This is a genomic window from Luteimonas sp. MC1750 (genome assembly GCF_016615955.1).
GTDB lineage: Bacteria > Pseudomonadota > Gammaproteobacteria > Xanthomonadales > Xanthomonadaceae > Luteimonas.
This window is the reverse complement of the sequence record NZ_CP067113.1, coordinates 1,774,779-1,793,384: the sequence shown is the minus strand read 5'-3', so window position 1 is coordinate 1,793,384 and position 18,606 is coordinate 1,774,779. Positions and strand designations below refer to the sequence as shown.

Annotated in this window: 12 protein-coding genes; 7 read left to right on the top strand and 5 right to left on the bottom strand. The window is 71.0% G+C overall.

Going from position 1 to position 18,606, the window contains the following annotated elements:
- Window positions 1–7: 7 nt before the first annotated feature.
- The 3 genes from JGR68_RS08300 to JGR68_RS08290 all read left to right on the top strand — a co-directional run bounded on the left by JGR68_RS08300 (window position 8) and on the right by JGR68_RS08290 (window position 3,939).
- The gene (locus JGR68_RS08300; RefSeq protein WP_199361905.1) at window positions 8–1,255 is read left to right on the top strand and encodes an efflux RND transporter periplasmic adaptor subunit; all 1,248 of its coding nucleotides are present in this window, start codon (window positions 8–10) and stop codon (window positions 1,253–1,255) included.
- Window positions 1,252–3,390: a peptidase domain-containing ABC transporter gene (locus JGR68_RS08295; RefSeq protein WP_199361906.1), complete on the top strand. Its 2,139-nt coding sequence runs from the start codon at window positions 1,252–1,254 to the stop codon at window positions 3,388–3,390. The genes JGR68_RS08300 and JGR68_RS08295 overlap by 4 nt, the downstream gene beginning before the upstream one ends.
- A 129-nt stretch (window positions 3,391–3,519) precedes the next feature.
- Entirely contained in the window at window positions 3,520–3,939 is a 420-nt protein-coding gene (locus JGR68_RS08290) for a helix-turn-helix transcriptional regulator (protein WP_199361907.1), read from the top strand.
- A gap of 6 nt (window positions 3,940–3,945) precedes the next feature.
- Here JGR68_RS08290 and JGR68_RS08285 read toward each other — a convergent pair whose 3' ends face one another.
- The 3 genes from JGR68_RS08285 to JGR68_RS08275 form a co-directional block, all read right to left on the bottom strand.
- Window positions 3,946–5,325: a DUF1501 domain-containing protein gene (locus JGR68_RS08285; protein ID WP_199362247.1), complete on the bottom strand. Its 1,380-nt coding sequence runs from the start codon at window positions 5,323–5,325 to the stop codon at window positions 3,946–3,948.
- Window positions 5,326–5,334: 9 nt separating this feature from the next.
- A complete protein-coding gene (locus JGR68_RS08280; protein WP_199361908.1) occupies window positions 5,335–7,080 on the bottom strand; it encodes a DUF1800 domain-containing protein in 1,746 nt (581 codons plus the stop codon).
- A 119-nt stretch (window positions 7,081–7,199) separates the two neighbouring features.
- A complete protein-coding gene (locus JGR68_RS08275; RefSeq protein WP_199361909.1) occupies window positions 7,200–8,603 on the bottom strand; it encodes a GntP family permease in 1,404 nt (467 codons plus the stop codon).
- A gap of 160 nt (window positions 8,604–8,763) precedes the next feature.
- Here JGR68_RS08275 and JGR68_RS08270 point away from each other — a divergent pair, with 160 nt between their 5' ends.
- The 3 genes from JGR68_RS08270 to JGR68_RS08260 all read left to right on the top strand — a co-directional run bounded on the left by JGR68_RS08270 (window position 8,764) and on the right by JGR68_RS08260 (window position 15,023).
- Window positions 8,764–10,995, top strand: a complete 2,232-nt coding sequence (locus tag JGR68_RS08270; protein ID WP_199361910.1) for a TonB-dependent receptor — start codon at window positions 8,764–8,766, stop codon at window positions 10,993–10,995.
- Window positions 10,996–11,146: 151 nt separating this feature from the next.
- Window positions 11,147–14,488, top strand: a complete 3,342-nt coding sequence (locus tag JGR68_RS08265) for a PAS-domain containing protein (protein ID WP_199361911.1) — start codon at window positions 11,147–11,149, stop codon at window positions 14,486–14,488.
- A 49-nt stretch (window positions 14,489–14,537) separates the two neighbouring features.
- On the top strand, window positions 14,538–15,023 hold the full coding sequence (locus tag JGR68_RS08260) for an 8-oxo-dGTP diphosphatase (RefSeq protein ID WP_199361912.1): 486 nt from the start codon (window positions 14,538–14,540) through the stop codon (window positions 15,021–15,023).
- Between the two features lie 45 nt (window positions 15,024–15,068).
- Here the strand turns inward: JGR68_RS08260 and JGR68_RS08255 are convergent, their stop codons facing one another.
- Together JGR68_RS08255 and JGR68_RS08250 are read right to left on the bottom strand one after the other, a co-directional pair.
- Window positions 15,069–15,740 carry a response regulator transcription factor gene (locus tag JGR68_RS08255; RefSeq protein WP_199361913.1) on the bottom strand — a complete coding sequence of 224 codons (672 nt, stop codon included), beginning with the start codon at window positions 15,738–15,740 and terminating at the stop codon, window positions 15,069–15,071.
- Between the two features lie 21 nt (window positions 15,741–15,761).
- Complete coding sequence (locus tag JGR68_RS08250; protein ID WP_199361914.1) at window positions 15,762–16,565, bottom strand: 3-hydroxybutyrate dehydrogenase; 804 nt, start codon at window positions 16,563–16,565, stop codon at window positions 15,762–15,764.
- A gap of 131 nt (window positions 16,566–16,696) precedes the next feature.
- Between JGR68_RS08250 and JGR68_RS08245 the strand changes: the two genes are divergently transcribed.
- Complete coding sequence (locus JGR68_RS08245) at window positions 16,697–18,553, top strand: D-(-)-3-hydroxybutyrate oligomer hydrolase (RefSeq protein ID WP_234446468.1); 1,857 nt, start codon at window positions 16,697–16,699, stop codon at window positions 18,551–18,553.
- Window positions 18,554–18,606 lie beyond the last annotated feature (53 nt).

Genomic DNA, 18,606 nt, shown 5'->3' with positions numbered 1-18,606 from the left:
CGCAGGCATGGGCGACCTCTTCAGGAAGGAAGTCGAGCGCGCCCGCGGGCCGCGGCTCGAAGGGACCGTGCTGCTGGCTCGACCGGTGTCGTTTGTCTGGGCCGCGTGGTCGATGTTCGCGGCGCTGCTGCTCGCCGTGGTGTTCCTCTGCCTGTCCGACTATTCGAGGAAGGAGCGGGTGCGCGGCGTCATCGAACCGGTCAAGGGGCTGATCAGGGTACGGGTGCCAGGCGGAGGCGTCGTGGAGCAGGTTCCCGTGCGGGAAGGGCAGCGCGTCGTGCCTGGGCAGGCCCTGATCCTGGTGCGGTCCGACAGTTTCGTACCCGAGGTCGGCGACATGAACCAGTCGATGGCGGCGGAGCTCGAGCACGTCCAGGCCGGGCTCCAGGAGCAGATCGACAACGAGCGGATGCGTCATGCAACGCAGTCCGATGCGAACAGTGCGCGCATGTCCCTGGTCGAGCGCCAGTTGCAGGCCATCGCCGAACAGCGGGCCGTGTTCGACCGGCGTGTCGCAATCAACGACGATCTCCTGGAGAAGCTGGTCTCCCTCGGGCAGCGTGGTTATGCCTCGCAGCTCGAGATCAGGCGCCAGGAAGACACCACGCTGGCGCTGTCCCTGCAACGGCAGGAGCTTGTCGGCAGGGAAGTCTCGCTCAGGGACCAGCAGCAGGCGCTCGCCACCGAGCAGGCCATGCTCCCGGGGACGCACCGGGACGCGCTTGCCCGACTCGAGGCCCAGAAGGCCGATATCTCGAACCAGCTCCTGCGGGTGAAAGGCGACCACGCCACCGAGGTGAAGGCATCAATAGGCGGGCGCGTCAGCGGCATCGTGGTCAGGCAGGGCCAGCACCTCAACGGGGCACAGGTGGGGATGAACATCGTGCCCGATGACAGCGCGCTGCATGCCGTGTTGCACCTGCCCGAGAAGGCGGTGGGCTTCGTCGCCGAGGGCCAGCAGGTGCGGATCCGACTTGACGCTTTTCCATACCAGCGCTTCGGGTCGCAGCCCGCGCGCGTGGTGGAGATCGGTGACACCCTCGTGCTTCCGGACCTGACCGAAGGCGCCACTGCCGGCGCCGAGCCTTCGTACCGGGTCCTGGCGGATCTCGGAAACGCCTCGGTGGAAGGCTACGGGCGGGCGTTCGCCTTGCGGCCAGGCATGGAGTTCGAAGCCGATATCATCACCGAACGGCGCTCGCTGCTGCGCTGGCTGTTCGATCCGGTCTTCAGCATCCAGGGCCGCCTGAAGTGAGCGCCGCGGCACCGACCCTCGGCCTGTTCGGGCGCCGCGAGGTCAAGCTGCTGCAGCAGTCGGAGCTTGCCGAGTGTGGGGTCGCCTGCCTCGGCATGGTGGCCGGCTACCACGGGCACCACCTCAGCCTGGTGGAGTTGCGGAGGATGTTCGCCGTCTCGACGGCGGGCACGTCGCTGGCGGACCTCATGGATTTCGCCGACAAGGTGCACCTGGCGGCCCGTCCATTGCGTCTGGGGCTGGACCAGGTGGGAAAGCTCTCGCTGCCGGCGATCCTCCACTGGGACATGAACCACTTCGTGGTGCTGGCGAAAGTCTCGCGGCGGGGCTACCTGGTGTTCGACCCGGCCGCGGACGCGAGGTGGATCGGGCGCGAGGAACTGTCATCGCGCTTCACCGGGGTCGCCCTCGAGCTCACGCCGACCAGCAACTTCGCGACAAAGGCGCCGGGCGAAGTGCTCGGGCTCGCCGACTTCTGCGCCAACGTCGTCGGGCTCAAGCGCTACCTCTCGCTGGTGCTCTGCCTGTCGCTGATGCTCCAGGCACTGGTGATCGCCGGCCCCTACTACATGCAGCTCGTGGTGGACGACGTCCTCATGACATCCGACATGCAGCTGCTGCTTGTGCTTGCCATGGGGTTCGCCCTGCTGCTTGCTTTCGAGGTCATGGCCGACGCGCTGCGCGGACTCGCGCTGCTCCATCTGGGGAGCCTCATGAGCCTGCAGATGACGGTCAATCTCTTCCACCATCTCGTGAGGCTGCCGCTCGCCTTTTTCGAGAAGCGGCACATGGGCGACATCGTCTCCCGGTTCGGCTCGCTGGGCTACGTCAAGGACCTGTTGACCAAGGGGCTGGTGGAGGCGCTGATCGACGGGGTGATGGTGATCGCCGTGGTCGTGGTGCTCTTCCTCTACAGCCGCTTGCTCGCGTGCATCGTCGTCGCCGCAGCCCTGCTCTACGCCCTGGTGAGGCTGGCCATGTACCGCTCGCTGCACGAGGTCTCGCGGCAGGAGATCGCGGCGCGTGCCAGTGAGAACTCAAGCTTCATGGAGACGGTGCGCGGCATCCAGACGATCAAGCTGTTCGGCGCAGAGGCCAAGCGGGAAGGCCTGTGGCGCGAACTGCTCACCGATGCCACCAACAAAAAGATGAAACTTGGCGTATTCAACGTCAGTTACCGCGGCATCAATCGCCTGCTGTTCGGGGCGGAGAACATCATCGTGGTCTACGTCGCCGCCAAGCTGGTGGTGGCTGGCGGCTTCAGCGTCGGCATGCTGTTCGCGTTCATCGCGTACAAATCCCAGTTCATGGGCAAGTTCTCCGCGCTGGTGGAGAAGTACATCGAGTTCCGCATGCTCTCGCTGCACTTCGACCGCGTTGGCGACGTGGCGCTTTCGGACCGGGAGGTGCTCAGCCCGCAGGTGGCGCTGGACCACCGGGTCGAGGGCGCGCTCGCGCTGGACCATGTGTCGTTCCGCTACGCGGAATCCGGCCATGAGTTGGTGTCGGGGCTGTCGATCGCGATCCAGCCCGGGGAGTTCGTGGCGATCGTGGGGCCGTCGGGATGTGGCAAGACGACGGTGATGAAGCTCATGCTGGGACTGCTCCAGCCGTCGGGCGGCGAGGTCCTCGTGGACGGCATTCCCCTTGCCCAGCTTGGACTCGAGCGCTACCGCCGGCAGGTGGCCGCCGTGATGCAGGAGGACCAGCTGCTCTCGGGATCGATCGTGGACAACATCGCGTTCTTCGACGACAAGGTGGACATCGCGCGGGTCGTGTCCTGCGCGCGGATGGCCGCGATGGACGAGGCGATCAAGGCCATGCCCATGGGCTACAACAGCCTGATCGGCGACATGGGATCCTCGCTCTCGGGTGGACAGAAGCAGCGCCTCCTGCTGGCCCGGGCGCTCTACCGGCAACCGGCCATCCTGTTCCTCGACGAGGCCACGAGTCATCTGGACGCCCGCACCGAGTCGGGTATCAACGTCGCGCTGCGCGAGCTGCGGATTACCCGCGTGGTGATCGCGCACCGCAGGGAAACGATCGAGTGCGCCGACCGGGTCATCGACCTGTCGACCATGCGCGGTCGGAGTGCCCGGGGCCTGCGCGATCGCGGAACCGCGCTTGCGGTGTGAGGAGCACTTCTGCTCCACGCATTGCCGCGGTTGTGACCAGGTTCGCGCCCGCAGCTTGATTCCGGGGTTGGTTGCCGCGCAGGGCTTGACTAGCATGGGTGCGGTGTTAGGGAAGACACAGGGGCATCCATGAGGGAGCGATTGCAGGACCGCATCCGCCTGTCGCGGCGGCGCAAGGGGTGGAGCCAGGCGCAGCTCGGCGTCCGGCTCGGTGTGACCGCGAGCGCCGTCGGCCATTGGGAGCGTCCCGCGGGCCACGTGCCCTGCCTTTCGCGGTTGCTGCAGCTGTCGGAACTGTTCGACGTCGAACTCGGCTGGCTGGTCAGTGGCGGCGAGCAGCTCGACGGGAACCGCGTGCGCGAGCGTCTTGGCCCCGCTCCTGCCTGCGACGAACAGTTCGTGCTGGACGCGCTGGGGACGCTTCCACCCGACGCGCGGAGGATGGTGCTCGGAATGCTCCGGGCGGTCTGCGCGACGATGGTGGAGCGACCGCAGTGCTCGCGCCATCAGGCGAACGGCGCGCTGGCGCGCTACCTCGGGCTCGGCTAGCCGGCGTCAGCCCCCGAGGACCCGGATTCGCGTGCGTGGCCCCGGCGGCCTGCCGTAGACCGGCGGCTGGTCCTGGCCCTGGACGATGCCCAGCGGGGCGTAGCCCGCGTACTGCGGAAACACCTGGCCCAGCCGGTTGTTGCCCATGCGGCGGATGAGCAGTTCCGAGAACACCTGGCGATAATCCGTGGTCACCGGCAGGTCTCCGAACCAGGGCGCGAGCACCTCGGGGTCCAGGCCGGGCCAGGTGCCGTAGAAACGGCGGCCGTTGACGGTGTCGCCGAGCACCAGCAGCGGATTGCCGTAGCCGTGGTCGGTGCCGCCGCTGCCGTTCTGGCGCACGCGGCGGCCGAATTCCGACTGCGCCACGACCGTCACCCGCGAGGACTCGCCGCCGGCGGCCATCTCGACGTAGAACGCGGTCAGGGCTTCGGAAAGCTCGCTGATCTTGTTCTGGTAGTAGTGGTAGCCGCTGCCCGCCGTGCCCTGTCCCTCGTGCGTATCCCAGCCGCCCAGGTCCAGGGTGGCGTAGCGCAGGCCGGTGCCGAAACGGATCGCCTGCGCCACGGTCCAGAGCTGGCGGGCGAAGGTGCTGGTCGGCCAGCCCGCCGGCAGCGTCGCCGCGAAGGGCAGCTGGCTGATGCGGCGCAGCGCGGCCTCGGCGGCGCGCGACTGATGCTCCACGGCACTGCGCCCGGCGAGGAAGCCGGCGAGGACATCGTTCACGCCCTGCAGCCCGGCCGGCCCGCCTGGCCGCGCCTCGCGCCATTGCCAGGGTCCGGCGTTGAGCGCGAACTCGGTGGGGTTGGCCATCGACAGGGCATCCGCGGCCCCGAGCAGGCTGGCCGGCTGGCCGCTGGCCACGCCCAGCAGCGGCATGTCGGCGCTGGCGCCGGCGGGATCGCTGTCCCAGGCACGGGCCAGCCAGCCGCTTCCGCCTCCGGCGCGCCCCGGGGTGCCAAGGTCGCAGTACAGCTGGGCGTCGAAGTGGCTGCGGGTCAGCGTGGTGGACATGCCGCAGGCGTGCACGATGGCCAGCCGCGACTCCTGCCACAGCGCGTGCAGGCCGCCGGCCGACGGGTGGAGGCCGAAGCCGGTGCCGGCTCCGCCCTGCAGGGTCAGCGGCAGGGCGCCATAGGCGCCGCTGGCGGCGATCGCCAGCGAGGGGCGTGCTTCCTCGTAGTGGCCGCGGTCATTGCCGCCGACCGGGACCACCAGGTTCAGGCCGTCGATGCCGCCACGCAGGAAGACGTGGACCAGGGTGTCGTGCGGCGTGCCGGCGATGGCTGGCTGAGCGTAGAACATCGACGGGGCAATGCCGGCGATGGCGGCCGTGGCGCAGCAGCCCTTGAGGAAGGCGCGGCGCGAGAGCGGATGGTCGGCCATGTCGGGTCCTCAGCGGGTGGCGAATTCGGGCGACATCAGCAGCAGCGAGACCATGCTGCGCAGGCGGTCGTGGTTGTAGTGCGCGCGCAGGTCGCTGCCGCTCCAGGCATTGCTGTCGGCGATGACATAGGACGCCGCGGCGCCCTGGCCCATGAAGGCCCGCAGCGCCTGCAGCCGGGCCGGCGCGGGCGCGCGCCCCAGCAGCCGCTGGCACCAGTAGTCGACCAGGTTCGGGGCGGTCCAGCTGGCCACCCCGGCGCGGCTGTCCTCGACGATCGGCAGCAGGCGCACGTCCGCATCCGACGTCTCGGCCAGCCAGCCCAGCATCCGCCAGGCCATGCCGAAGCTGTTGGCACCCGACCAGGCATCGGCGTGGTCGGGATAGCCGTTCGGCGCCGGCCAGTCGAAGGGCAGGTGCCCGGTGGCGCCCAGCCGCCACATGAAGTCGTCGCTGCGGCCGTGCTCCGGTCGCAGGGTGAAGGGACTTGCGGCGGCGCGCAGGGTCGCGGCGATGATCTCCGCGGGACGCCGGCGCTTGCCCTGGCGGCCGTCGCGCACGTCCGGCGAGCGCAGGATGTGCCGCAGCACGACGCGGATCTGGTCCGGATCCTGCCAGTGGCTGCGGAAGAGCTGTGCCGCGCTGGCCACCAGGGATGCAGGCGGGTTGTCGCCGGCGAAGTGCCGCACGAGCTTGCGGCAGATGAAGCGTGCCACGCGGGGGTGGCTGGCGATCCGGCCCAGGACGTCGCGGCCGTCCTTCATCGCCGGCTGCGCCGGCGGCAGGTACATGCCGAGCACGGACTTCGGCCCGGCGTCGTGCCAGGCGGCGCGATAGACGAAGTTGCCGTCGTTCTCGCCCGGATACTGCCAGTGGCCGTTGCGCACCGACCAGCCGGTGAACGCCGCCGCGGTCTCGTAGACGTCGACGTCGGTATAGCCGATGGGATACGACGGATCCTCGGGGCAGGGCGGCACCTGCGCGGGACTCATGAAGCCGAGGTAGTTCTCGACGCCGAAGGTATGCAGCTCCAGCAGTTCGCGGGCGAAGTTCTCGTTGGGCCCGGCGATCGTGTTGGAGCGGTTGTCGAGGTAGTAGAGCATCGCCGTGCTGCTGGCCACCGCCTCGAGCATGGCGCGGAAGTTGCCCAGCGCATGCGCGCGGACCACGTCCCGGCTGTGGTGCACGAACACCGGGCCGACGTCGTAGTCGCTGCCGGTGACGTGGAAGTGGTCGTGCCAGAACGTCGTCATGCGCTCGTGCAGCTGCCGCCGCGAGAACGCCGCGCGCATCATCCATGCGCGCTGCGATTCCCAGGCCGGGCGCATGCGGACCTCCCACGCCGGATTGCCCAGGACGTGGTCGGCCCAGAGCTGGGTCAGGCCCTTGCCGAGCGTGCTGTAGCCGCCGGCCTGCAGCCGGTCCTCCAGCGCGGAGTCGTCGATCGCCTCCCATGCCAGCTGCTGCTCGACCAGCGCCTCGTAGCGCGCGACGTCGCTGCCACCGAGGGCGTCGAAGGCCTGCCGCGCGCCCGGGAAGATCCCGTATCCCAGGCGGCTCCACGCACGCACCCAGGCCGGTGCCGGCGGCAGGTGGAGGACGGGGTCGCGCAGGCGACGGTCGCCGTCGCCGGGCGGACCGGGTGGTGGCATGACGGGGGTGGGTCGCCGTGCGGCGCGGTCGAAGTTCCTGCCGTAGCGCTCGCGCAGCACGGCCTCGATCGAAACGCGGCCTGCGGCCGCCCTGTTGCTTGCCATGGTGTCCCCCGACGCGATGGTCCCCTGGGTGGACTATCGCCCAGGCCGGGCGCCGCGAGGTGTGACCGCCGGCAGGGATCGGACGGGCGGTCGTCGGCGTCGGCCGCCCGTCCCGGGCCTCAGACCAGGCCGAAGCCGTAGAACAGCCCGATCACCACGAACACCGCCAGCGTCTTGATGATGGTGATCGCGAAGATGTCCTTGTAGGCCTGGCGATGGGTCAGCCCGGTCACCGCCAGCAGGGTGATCACCGCGCCGTTGTGGGGCAGGGTGTCCATGCCGCCGGACGCCATCGACGCCACGCGGTGCAGGACCTCCATGGGGATCCCGGCCGCGTTCGCGTTGGCGATGAAGGTGTCGGCCATGGCCGCCAGCGCGATCGACATGCCGCCCGAGGCCGAGCCGGTGATGCCGGCCAGGGCGGTGACCGTCACCGCTTCGTTGACCAGCGGGTCCGGGATCGCGCCCAGCGCGTTGGCCACCAGCAGGAAGCCGGGCAGCGCCGCGATCACCGCGCCGAAGCCGTACTCGGACGCGGTGTTCATCGAGGCCAGCAGGGCACCGCCGATCGCCGACTTCGTGCCCTCGGCGAAGTGCGCGAACACCGTCCTCCACGCGAACACCATGACCGTCGCGATGCCGATCAGCAGCGCGCCCATCACCGCCCAGATCGCGGCGATCTTCGCCACTTCCTGGATCACCGGCGCCGGGTTGCCGACGACCGCGGGGATGAAGCTGTGGCTGTCGCCGTACCAGCCCGGGATCAGCCGGGTCAGCACCAGGTTCGACACGCCCACCATCACCAGCGGCAGCAGGGCGACCAGCGGATGCGCGAGGCGTTCGCCGATGAAGGGCGCCGGCTCGTTGAGCAGGGTGGCGGCGTCACCGTAGCCTTCGCCGGCGCGCTGGGCCACGCGGCGGCGCCAGTCGAGGTAGGACAGGCCCAGGGCGAGGATGAAGATGCCGCCGAGCGTGCCCAGCACGGGCGCCGCCCAGGTGTCGGTGCCGAAGAACGCGGTCGGGATGATGTTCTGGATCTGCGGCGTGCCGGGCAGGGCGTCCATGGTGAAGGTGAAGGCGCCGAGCGCGATCGTGCCCGGGATCAGCCGCTTGGGAATGTCACCCTGGCGGAACAGCTCGGCCGCGAACGGATACACCGCGAACACCACCACGAACAGCGACACGCCGCCGTAGGTCAGCAGCGCGCAGACGATCACGATCGACAGCATCGCGCGCTGCGCGCCGACCACCTTGATCGTGGCGGCGACGATGGACTTCGAGAAGCCGGAGATCTCGATCAGCTTGCCGAACACCGCGCCCAGCAGGAACACCGGGAAGTACAGCTTGAGGAAGCCGACCATCTTGTCCATGAAGAGGCCGGTGAACATCGGCGCGACCAGCGACGGGTCGGTCAGCAGCACCGCGCCGAGTGCCGCGATCGGCGCGAACAGGATCACGCTGTGGCCGCGGTAGGCGACGTACATCAGGAAGACCAGCGCGGCGAGCACGATCAGGAACGACATGGGATGTCCTGCGGGACGGAGTGCGGCAGACAGTGTTCCCGCCGCGGGTGCGGCCCTCCCATTGTCCGAAGGTACGATGCCCACCCGCGGGGGCGGCCCCTAGGCTTGCGATCAAGGCGGCATCCGGCCGCACGCACACGCATATCCCGAGGGGAACAAGATGAAGCGAGCCAAGATCCCGCACACCGCCCTGAGCCTGGCGATCGCCCTCGGGCTGTCGTCGCCCATGGCCCTGGCGCAGGACGCCGGCGACGACACCGCGCCGCGCGCCGAAGCCCGCGACGCGACCACGCTGGGCGGCCTCACCGTCACCGCGCGCAAGCGCGAGGAGACGCTGCAGGACGTGCCGGTCGCGGTGACCGCGTTCACCCCCGAGGTGCTGGACCGGCTCAACGTGCAGGACATCGGCGACCTCGACGCGCAGGTGCCGAACCTGACCATCTACGCTGCGCGCGGCTCGAGCAGCGCCGCCACCGCCTACATCCGCGGCGTCGGCCAGTCCGACACCCTGTGGGGCGTCGACCCGGGCGTGGGCATCTATCTCGACGACGTCTACATCGCACGCCCGCAGGGCGCCCTGCTCGACGTGTTCGACGTCGGCCGCGTCGAGGTGCTGCGCGGCCCGCAGGGCACGCTGTACGGCAAGAACACCATCGGCGGCGCGATCAAGTACATCGGCCGCGAGCTGCCCAAGGAACTCGACGGCTACGCCGCGGTCACCGTGGGCAACCACGGGCAGCTGGACGTCAAGGGCGGCATTGGCGGTCCCATCGGCGGCACCGAGGCGCTGCGCGCCCGCCTGTCGGTGGCCAGCATGAACCGCGACGGCTTCGGCACCAACACCTACACCGGCCAGGACGTGAGCGACAAGGAGATCAACGCGTTGCGCTTCCAGCTGGGCGCCTTCGCCAGCGAAGCCTTCGACGTCCAGTTCGCGCTCGACTACCTCGACGACCAGTCCGGCGTGCGCGGCGCGAAGATGCTCGCGCCCAACCCGCTGGCGCCTGCGTATCCGCCGTTCGACGACCGCTACGACATCGGCAGCGCGATGGCCAACGTCAACGACACCGAGATGAAGGGCGCCTCGGCGACCGTCAACTGGCGTCCGAACGCGGACTGGGCGTTCAAGTACGTGATCGCCAAGCGCGAGTCCGACACCGAAACCAACATCGACTTCGACCTGACCCCGCTCAAGCTGGTCGACGTGCGCGCGTTCTATAGCGACAGCCAGGTCAGCCACGAGGTCCAGGCCAACTACGACGCCGGTGGCCGCCACCGCGGCGTGGTGGGCTACTACTACTTCGACGGCGAGGCCGGCGGCCAGGTGCTGAACCACTTCGCGAACCCCCTCCTGGCGCCGTCGCTGACCAACCCGCTGTACGGCGATACCCAGGGCACGGTGTTCACCGAGAGCCACGCGGTGTACGCCAACTGGACGTTCGACCTCACCGACCGCCTCGGCCTCGACGTCGGCGCGCGCTATACCGACGAGGACAAGCACGCGGTGGCGCTGAACCGCTTCTACCTCGATCCCGCCTACACCACGGTGTGGGGCACGGCGGCCAACTTCGACAAGACCGTCAACTTCAAGAACACCTCGCCGCGCGTGTCCCTGGACTACGAGGTGACGCCCGACGTCATGGTCTACGGCTCGGCCTCGCGTGGCTTCAAATCCGGTGGCTTCAACATCCGCGCCAACACCACCTCGATCCCGCGCTCGGGCGAGCCCTTCGACGACGAGCAGGTCGACAGCTTCGAGGTCGGCAGCAAGATGGCCTTCCTCGACCAGCGCCTGTTCCTCAACCTCGCCTATTTCCACAACAAGTACGAGGACATCCAGCTGTCGGTGTTCACGTCCTACACCCTGCCCGACGGCAGCCAGAGCTTCTTCGGCGACTTCACCAACGCCGGCAAGGGCACCGTGCAGGGCGTCGAGGTCGAGTACCAGTACCTGCCGACGCAGAACTGGGTGATCAGCGGCAACCTGGCGTGGCTGGACGCGGAGTACGACGAGTTCCTGAGCGGCGGCGTCGACATCGCCGACACCCAGCACTTCACCAACGCCCCGGAGTTCTCCGGCGCGCTGAACGTCGAGTACCGCACCGACCTCGCGAACGGCGGCAACCTGTCCGCGCGCGTGGGCTACAGCTACCAGTCCGAGGTGTGGCCAACCACCGACCTCAGCCCGGCGATCCGCCAGGACGGCTACGGCCTGGTCGGTGCCGGCGTGATCTGGCGCGTCAACGACACCTGGTCGTTCTCGCTCCAGGGCAGCAACCTCGCCGACAAGGAATACCGCACCACCGGCTACAACATCCCGGCCTATGGCGTGCTGACCGGCTTCTACGGCCCGCCGCGCCAGTACAGCCTGACCGCGCGCTACGACTTCTGATCCGAAGCCATCGTGACTGGCGTGCCAGCGGCCGGGACCTCCCGGCCGCTGTGCGTTTGCGCCCGGCTACTGCCGTATCCTTGCGCCGTGGACAGGGGAGCCCGGCCTTGCCGATGCGCTTGACGACAACCGGACGCCACGGAGTGGCCGCGTGAGCGTCGGCGTGGTGGTCGCCGCCGCGGCGCTGTGGCTCGCCCTGCTGTTCGGCGTCGCCCTCTATGCCGAGCGGCACCCCGGCGCGCTGGCGCGTCACTGGCGCCACGTCTACGCGCTGTCGCTGGCGGTGCACTGCACCTCGTGGACCTTCTACGGCACGGTGACCCAGGCCGCGCGCTACGGCTGGCCGCTGCCGCCGACCTTCTTCGGCGCGATCGTCTTCTACATCATCGCCTTCGGGTTCATGACCCGGCTGGTGCGGCTGGCGCGCGAGGGCAACTCGACCTCGATCGCCGACCTCATCGCGACCCGGCTCGGCAAGGACCCGTGGCTGGCCGCCGTGGTCACCCTGGTCGCGCTGCTGGGCATGGTGCCCTACGTCGCCCTGCAGCTGAAGGCGGTGACGATGAGCTTCGCCACGCTCACCAGCGCCGGCGACGTGGCCGCGGCCGTGCCGCCCTGGCGCGACGGCGCGCTCTACGTCGCGCTGGCGATGGCGGTGTTCGCGATGGCCTTCGGCACGCGCCGCGCCAGCGCCGCGGAGCACAACCGCGGCCTGGTGCTCGCGATGGCCTTCGAGTCGCTGTTCAAGCTGCTCGCGATGCTGGCCCTGGGCCTGCTGGTGTGGTTCGGGCTCGGCGAGATCGACGTCACCGCGCCGCTGTCGCCGCCCGAACCGGTCGGCGGCTTCATCCCGCTGGTGCTGCTGGGCGCGCTGGCGATGTTCATCCTGCCGCACCAGTTCCATGTCGGCGTGGTCGAGTGCCGCGACGAGCGCGACGTACGCACCGCACGCTGGCAGTTCCCGCTGTACCTGGTGCTGATCGCGCTGCCGACGCTGCCGCTGGCGCGCGCCGGCACGGCGATCCTGGGCGACAGCGTGCCCTCGGACATGTATGCGCTGGCGCTGCCCGCGGCGCTCGGCCACGACGGGCTGGCGCTGTTCGCCTTCCTCGGCGGCCTGAGCGCGGCCACCGGCATGGTGGTGGTGAGTACCCTCGCGCTGAGCCTCATGATCGGCAACCACTGGTTCACGCCGGGCCTGCTGCGGGGCGCGTGGGCGGTCGGGCGCGGCGAGGGCGACGACCACCGCGGCGCGCTGCTGGCGCTGCGCCGCGCCGGCATCGTGGCGGTGATGCTGATGGCGTGGGCCTACAGCCGCGTGATCGCCGGCAGCGAGACCCTGGCCGACGTCGGCGCGGTGTCGTTCTCGGCGCTGGCGACGCTGGCCCCGGCGCTGTTCTGCGCGGTGTGGCGCACGCGAACGCCGGCGGCCGCGGCGACGTGGGGCGTGGTCATGGCCTTCCTGGCCTGGGCCTGGGTGATGCTGTCGCCGATGCTGGTCGAGCTGGTGGGTGGCCAGGCCGACTGGCTGCACGCGGGCCCCTGGGGCATCGCCTGGCTGGCGCCGGAAAGCATCTTCGGGCTTACCGGCTGGAGCCGGCTGGGGCGCGCGGTCGGGGTCAGCCTGTTCGTGGGCGCGGCCACCACCCTGGCGCTGTCGGCCTGGCTGTCCGCGCCGGATCGCGACGTGGCCCGCGGCTCGGACCTGCGCACGCTGCGCCAGGCCGGACGGCGCTTCCTGCCGGCGCGCACGGTGGACGAGCTGCTGCGCGGCGCGCCGGCCAGCGGCCCGGTGCCGTCGCTGATCGAGGCGCGCTTCGAGCGCGAACTCGCCGCGGTGCTGGGCAGCGCGTCGGCCCGGCTGCTGCTCGACGCGGCCCGGCGCGAGGCCGGGCCCGACCTCGACACCGTGGCCGAGATCGTCGGCGAGGCCTCGCAGGACCTGCGCTTCAACCAGCGGGTGCTCGAAGCGGCGCTTGAGAACATGAGCCAGGGCATCAGCGTGGTCGACCGGGAGCTGCGCCTGGTGGCCTGGAACCGGCGCTACGCCGAGCTGTTCGGCTATCCGCCGGGGCTGCTGCGGATCGGCGTGCCGGTGGCGGAGCTGGTGGCGCACAACCTCGGCCGCGGGCTGGTCGAAGGCGTCGACGGCCGCATCGATGCCGAGGCCGACAAGCGCCTGCGGCATATGCGCGCCGGCACGCCCTATGTCAGCGAGCGCGTGTTCCCCGACGGCGGCATCGTCGAGATCCGCGGCAACCCGATGCCCGGTGGCGGCTTCGTCGCCACCTTCACCGACGTGACCCAGTTCCGACGCACCGAGGCCGAGCTCAAGCGCAGCAATGAGACCCTCGAGCAGCGCGTGGAGGAGCGCACCGCCAGCCTGGACCTGGCGCGGCAGGAAGCCGAGCGCGCCAACGAGGCCAAGAGCCGCTTTCTGACCGCCGTCGGCCACGACCTGCTGCAGCCGCTGCACGCGGCGCAGCTGTTCACCGACGCGCTGGCCGAGCAGGTGGCGGGCACGCAGCGCGCGTCGCTGGGGCAGATCCGCGGCGCGCTCGATTCGACGACCGACCTGCTCACCGGACTGTTCGACATGGCGCGGCTGGAGGCCGGCGGCCTCGTGCCGCAGCCGCGCGACTTCCCGCTGGCCGAAGTGCTCGAGCCGCTGGCCTCCGAGTTCCGCGCGCTGGCCGGCGACCGCGGCCTGGGCTTCGACCACGTGGCCACCGCGGCCTGGACGCACAGCGACCCGCAGCTGCTGCGCCGGGTGCTGCAGAACTTCCTGGCCAACGCCGTGCGCTACACCCGCGAGGGACGCGTGCTGCTGGGCGTGCGCCGCAGCGCGGGCGGGCTGCGCATCGAGGTGCATGACACCGGTCCCGGGATCGTGCCCGCGCAGCAGACGCTGATCTTCGAGGAGTTCCGCCGTGGCGATGGCGTGGGCGGGCAGGGCCTGGGCCTGGGGCTGGCGATCGCCGAGCGGATCGCGCGCCTGCTCGGTTCGCGCGTCGAGCTGCACAGCCGGCCGGGCGTCGGCACCGTGTTCGCGATCGCGCTGCCCGCGGTGCCGGCGCCGGCACAGGCGGTTCCGGCTGCAGGGCGTGGCGGGCTTGCCGGCGCGCACGTGCTGGTGCTCGACAACGATCCGATGGCCCTGGCATCGCTGTCCGACCTGCTGCAGGCCTGGGGCTGCAGCGTGGACGCCGTGGCCGGCAGCGAGGCCGCCCTGCGCGCGCACGGGCAGCGCGCGGCCGAGCTGTGGCTGCTCGACTACCACCTCGACGATGGCGATACCGGGATCCAGGCCTGGCAGCGGCTGGCGGCGCGCTACGCCGCGGTGCCGACCCTGGTGCTCAGCGCCGATGCCACCGACGCGGTGCGCCGCGAGGTCGCCGAACACGGCCTCGGCCTGCTGCAGAAGCCGGTGCGGCCGCTGGCGCTGAAGTCGATGCTGGGCCGGATGCGCATCACCCGCTCGCCCGCCGGCTGAGCGCGGCACGGACCCTACAATCAGCGTCCGTCCGCTGCCTTCCGTGCCGATGCCCTACACACCGATCCTGGCCACCCTCGGCTACGTCCTGTCGCCCGACCAACGCCGCGTGCTGATGGTCCACCGCAACGCGCGGCCCGGCGACCAGCACTTGGGCAAGTACAACGGCCTCGGCGGGAAACTCGAAGCCGGCGAGGACGCGCTCGCCGGCATGCGGCGCGAGATCCACGAGGAGGCCGCCATCGACTGCACGCGCATCACGCTGCGCGGCACCATCGGCTGGCCGGGCTTCGGCAAGGGCGGCGAGGACTGGTTCGCCTTCGTCTTCCTGGTCACGGACTTCACCGGCACGCCGCCGGGCTCGAACCCGGAAGGCACCCTGGAGTGGGTCGACGTCGACCGGATCCTCGAGCTGCCGCTGTGGGAGGGCGATCGCCACTTCGTGCCGCTGGTGTTCGACGGGGATCCGCGGCCGTTCCACGGCGTGATGCCGTATCGCGACGGGCGCATGCAGTCCTGGGCGTTCTCGCGCTGATCTCGCGCGGACCACTTGGGCGCCGGGACCGGCCGCGTCCCACGCTCAGCCGGCGCTTTCGACCTGGCGCGCCGGGTCGCTGAGTTCGAGCCCGCGCAGGATCACCCCGGCCTGGGTGCGGTTGCGCACGCCGAGCTTCTCGAAGATCGCCGAGAGATGCGCCTTGACCGTGCGCTCCTGCACGTCCAGGCGGTCGGCGATCTGCTTGTTGAGCAGGCCCTCGGCGACCAGCGCCAGCACCCGGAACTGCTGCGCGGTGAGGCTCGCCAGGCGTGCGGCCAGATCCGCGTCGCCCGGAGCGGACGCGGCCCGTGCGACGGCGCCGCGCAGCGCCGGCGGCAGCCATTCCTCGCAGGCCAGCACGGTGCGGATGGCGTCGCGCATCTCGTCCAGGCCGGCGCTCTTGGGGATGTAGCCGGCGGCACCGTGGTCGAGCGCACGGCGCACCACCTGCGGATCCTCGTTGGCGGACACCAGCACCACCGCCACCGCGGGGAAGCGGGCGCGGATCGCGGCCAGGCCGGCGAGCCCGTGGTTGCCGGGCATGTGCAGGTCGAGCAGCACCAGGTCGATGTCGGCGCGCGACTCCAGCGCGGCCAGGGTGTCGTCCAGGGTGCCGGCCTCGAGCACGCCGGTGCCGGCCTCGGCCTCGACCGCGGCGCCGCGCAGGGCGGCACGGAACAGCGGATGGTCGTCGGCGATGAGAAGGGTGGCCATGGCCTGCGGGCGCGCTCGGCGTTACTGCGTGGTCCAGCCGCCGTCGACGGGGAACGACGCGCCGGTGACGTTGTGCGCCTCGCGGCGGCACAGCCAGACCGCCAGCGCGCCGATTTCCGCGGGAAGGGTCATGCGCAGGCTGGGCTGCTTCTCCGCCACCAGGGCGCGCACGCCGTCCTCGCGGCTGCCACCGTTGCGGCGGGCCTCGATCTGCGGCTCGATCAGCGGCGTCTCGACCCAGCCCGGACAGATGCAGTTGACGGTCACGCCGCCGCTGTCGCGGCTGCCGGTGGCGGCGTATTCCAGCGCGGCCACCTTCGACAGCCCGACGATGCCGTGCTTGGCCGCGACGTAGGGCGCCTTGTCCTTCGACGCGACCAGCCCATGCACCGAGGCGATGTTGACCACGCGCCCGAAGCCCCGCCCGGCCATCCCCGGCAGGGCCGCCCGCATCGTGTGGAAGGCGGCGCTGAGGTTGATGGCGATGATGTCGTTCCACTTGCCCACCGGCATCTGCGCGAACGCCGCGGTGTGCTGGATGCCGGCGTTGTTGACCAGCACGTCGACCGGGGACCAGGCGTCGATCCCGGCCATCATCGCGGCGATGGCGTCGGCATCGCGCAGGTCGGCGTCGAAGTGGCGGGCATCGCCACCGCCGGCCTGGCGCACCGCCTCCAGTGCCGCCCCCACCTGCGCCTCGTCGCCGAGTCCGTTGACCGCGACGCGCGCACCGGCCGCTGCAAGCGAGCAGGCGATGGCCAGGCCGATGCCGGAGGTGCTGCCGGTGACCAGCGCGGTGCGGCCGGTGAGGAAGGTGTCGGTCATTGGGGCATGCCTGGCGGGGATGGCCCACGTTAGCAAACCGGGGTGGCCGGCCCCCGCGTACGAAAGTACGATGCCGCGGCTGCGGGTGGCTGCTAGGGTGCGGGCACTCCCGGTAGCCTGAGGTGGCCTACGTGCGCCAGTTTCCGCATTCCAACCCGACCACGCCGCGCGCGCGCCTGGTCGCCACGGCGGCGACGCTGGCCCTGGCCGTGCTGGCCGGCTGCGCCTCGGCCGCCGCACGCGACGCAAGGGAGACGGTGATGTTCGAGCAGCCACGCAGCAGCCTGCATCGCGATGGCGACGACCTGCTGACCGCGGGCCTGGGCCTCGACGGCCTGCGCCAGATGGTGCCGCCGGCGTTCGCCGACGCCGCGGCGCCGACGGCCGCCGAACTGCGCCGCCGCGCGCTCTGGAGCAACTGGCGCGGGATTGCCGACCTTGGCCCCGCCGGTGGCTACGGCACCCTGTACGGCAGCGTGGCCGCGGTTCCCGGTCGCGAATTCTCCGCCTATGCCACCGTCCCCGGCGCGACCCATCCGCACCGCGTGCTGGCGCAGGTGCCCGACGCTTTCGACGCCGCGAAGCGCTGCGTGGTGGTCACCGCATCTTCCGGCTCGCGCGGCATCTACGGCTCGATCGCGGTGGCCGGTGCCTGGGGCCTGCCGCGCGGCTGCGCCGTCGCCTATACCGACAAGGGCGCGGGCAGCGACTACTTCGACCTCGACGCGGGCCTGGGCTTCGGGGCGGATGGACGCGTCGCGGCGCGCGACGCCGGCGACATCGCCTTCGCGCCCGACGCGGCGCAGGGCGCCACCGGGGTGGCCTTCAAGCACGCCCATTCGCAGGACAACCCCGAAGCCGACTGGGGCCGCCACGTGAAGCAGGCCGCCGAGTTCGCGCTGCACGCGCTGGACGAGGCCCTGCCTGCGCAGGCGCCTTTCACCTTCGACAACACGCGCGTGATCGCGGTGGGCATTTCCAACGGCGGCGGCGCGGTGCTGCGCGCGGCCGAGCTGGAAGGCGACTGGCTGGACGCGGTCGTGGCCGGCGAGCCCAATGTGTACGTCGACGCGCCGGGCGCGCGCGCGCTCTACGACTACACCACCGAAGCCGCGCTGCTGATGCCCTGCGCGCTGCTGGCGGTGGACCAGCTGCCGCAGCCGCCGCTGCTCGACCAGGTGCGTCCGCTGTACGCCGCGCGCTGCGCATCGCTGGCCGCGCAGGGGCTGCTGGACGGCGCGGACACCGCGGCGCAGGCCGGACAGGCGCGCGAGCGCCTGGCCGACAGCGGCTGGACCGACGAAGCGCTGCGCGCCGGTGCGCTGTCGGCCGGCTTCGACCTCTGGCGCGCGGTGGCCGCGACCTATGCGAGCGCATACGGCCGCTACGGCGTGGGCGAGGGACCATGCGGACTCTCGTACGCCGCACAGGGCAGCGACTTCCGGCCGCGAGCGGCGACGGCCGCGGAACGTGCCGCCTGGTGGTCCGATGCCAGCGGCATTCCACCGGGTTCCGGCGTGGGCCTGGTGGACGTCGGCCTCGCGCCACCCGACCTGGCGTGGACCGGCCTGCAGTGCCTGCGCGGCCTGTCGACCGGGCAGGGCCCCGACGCCGACCGCGTGCGCGCCGGCATCGCCGCCACGCGCGCGGCACCGCCGCGCGCCGGGCTGCCGGTAGTGGTGGTGCATGGGCTCGACGACGGCCTGATCCCGGTCGCCTTCAGCAGCGCGCCCTACGTCGCCCATGCCCGTGCCGCCGGCCGCGACGTGCGCTACTGGCAGGTGCGCAACGTGCAGCATTTCGACGGCTTCCTCGCATTCCCCGACTATGGCGCGCGCTACCTGCCGCTCCTGCCCTATGTCTACGAGGCGCTGGACCGGGTCGATGCCCACCTCGATGGCGCGGCGCTGCCGGTCGACGCCGTGATCGAAGCGACGCCGCGCGGCGCCGCGGCACTGGGTGTCTCCCACCTCGCGATGCCGCGCTGACGCGGATTTGCCCCGCGCTGACATCGGGTTTGGCATGCTGCAGCCTTCCTTGC

Coding starts and splice junctions, on each gene's coding strand:
- JGR68_RS08255 (WP_199361913.1), bottom strand. CDS start 15,740: ATGGCCACCCTTCTCATCGCCGACGACCATCCGCTGTTCCGTGCCGCC.
- JGR68_RS08290 (WP_199361907.1), top strand. CDS start 3,520: ATGAGGGAGCGATTGCAGGACCGCATCCGCCTGTCGCGGCGGCGCAAG.
- JGR68_RS08280 (WP_199361908.1), bottom strand. CDS start 7,080: ATGGCAAGCAACAGGGCGGCCGCAGGCCGCGTTTCGATCGAGGCCGTG.
- JGR68_RS08285 (WP_199362247.1), bottom strand. CDS start 5,325: ATGGCCGACCATCCGCTCTCGCGCCGCGCCTTCCTCAAGGGCTGCTGC.
- JGR68_RS08270 (WP_199361910.1), top strand. CDS start 8,764: ATGAAGCGAGCCAAGATCCCGCACACCGCCCTGAGCCTGGCGATCGCC.
- JGR68_RS08260 (WP_199361912.1), top strand. CDS start 14,538: ATGCCCTACACACCGATCCTGGCCACCCTCGGCTACGTCCTGTCGCCC.
- JGR68_RS08250 (WP_199361914.1), bottom strand. CDS start 16,565: ATGACCGACACCTTCCTCACCGGCCGCACCGCGCTGGTCACCGGCAGC.
- JGR68_RS08300 (WP_199361905.1), top strand. CDS start 8: ATGGGCGACCTCTTCAGGAAGGAAGTCGAGCGCGCCCGCGGGCCGCGG.
- JGR68_RS08275 (WP_199361909.1), bottom strand. CDS start 8,603: ATGTCGTTCCTGATCGTGCTCGCCGCGCTGGTCTTCCTGATGTACGTC.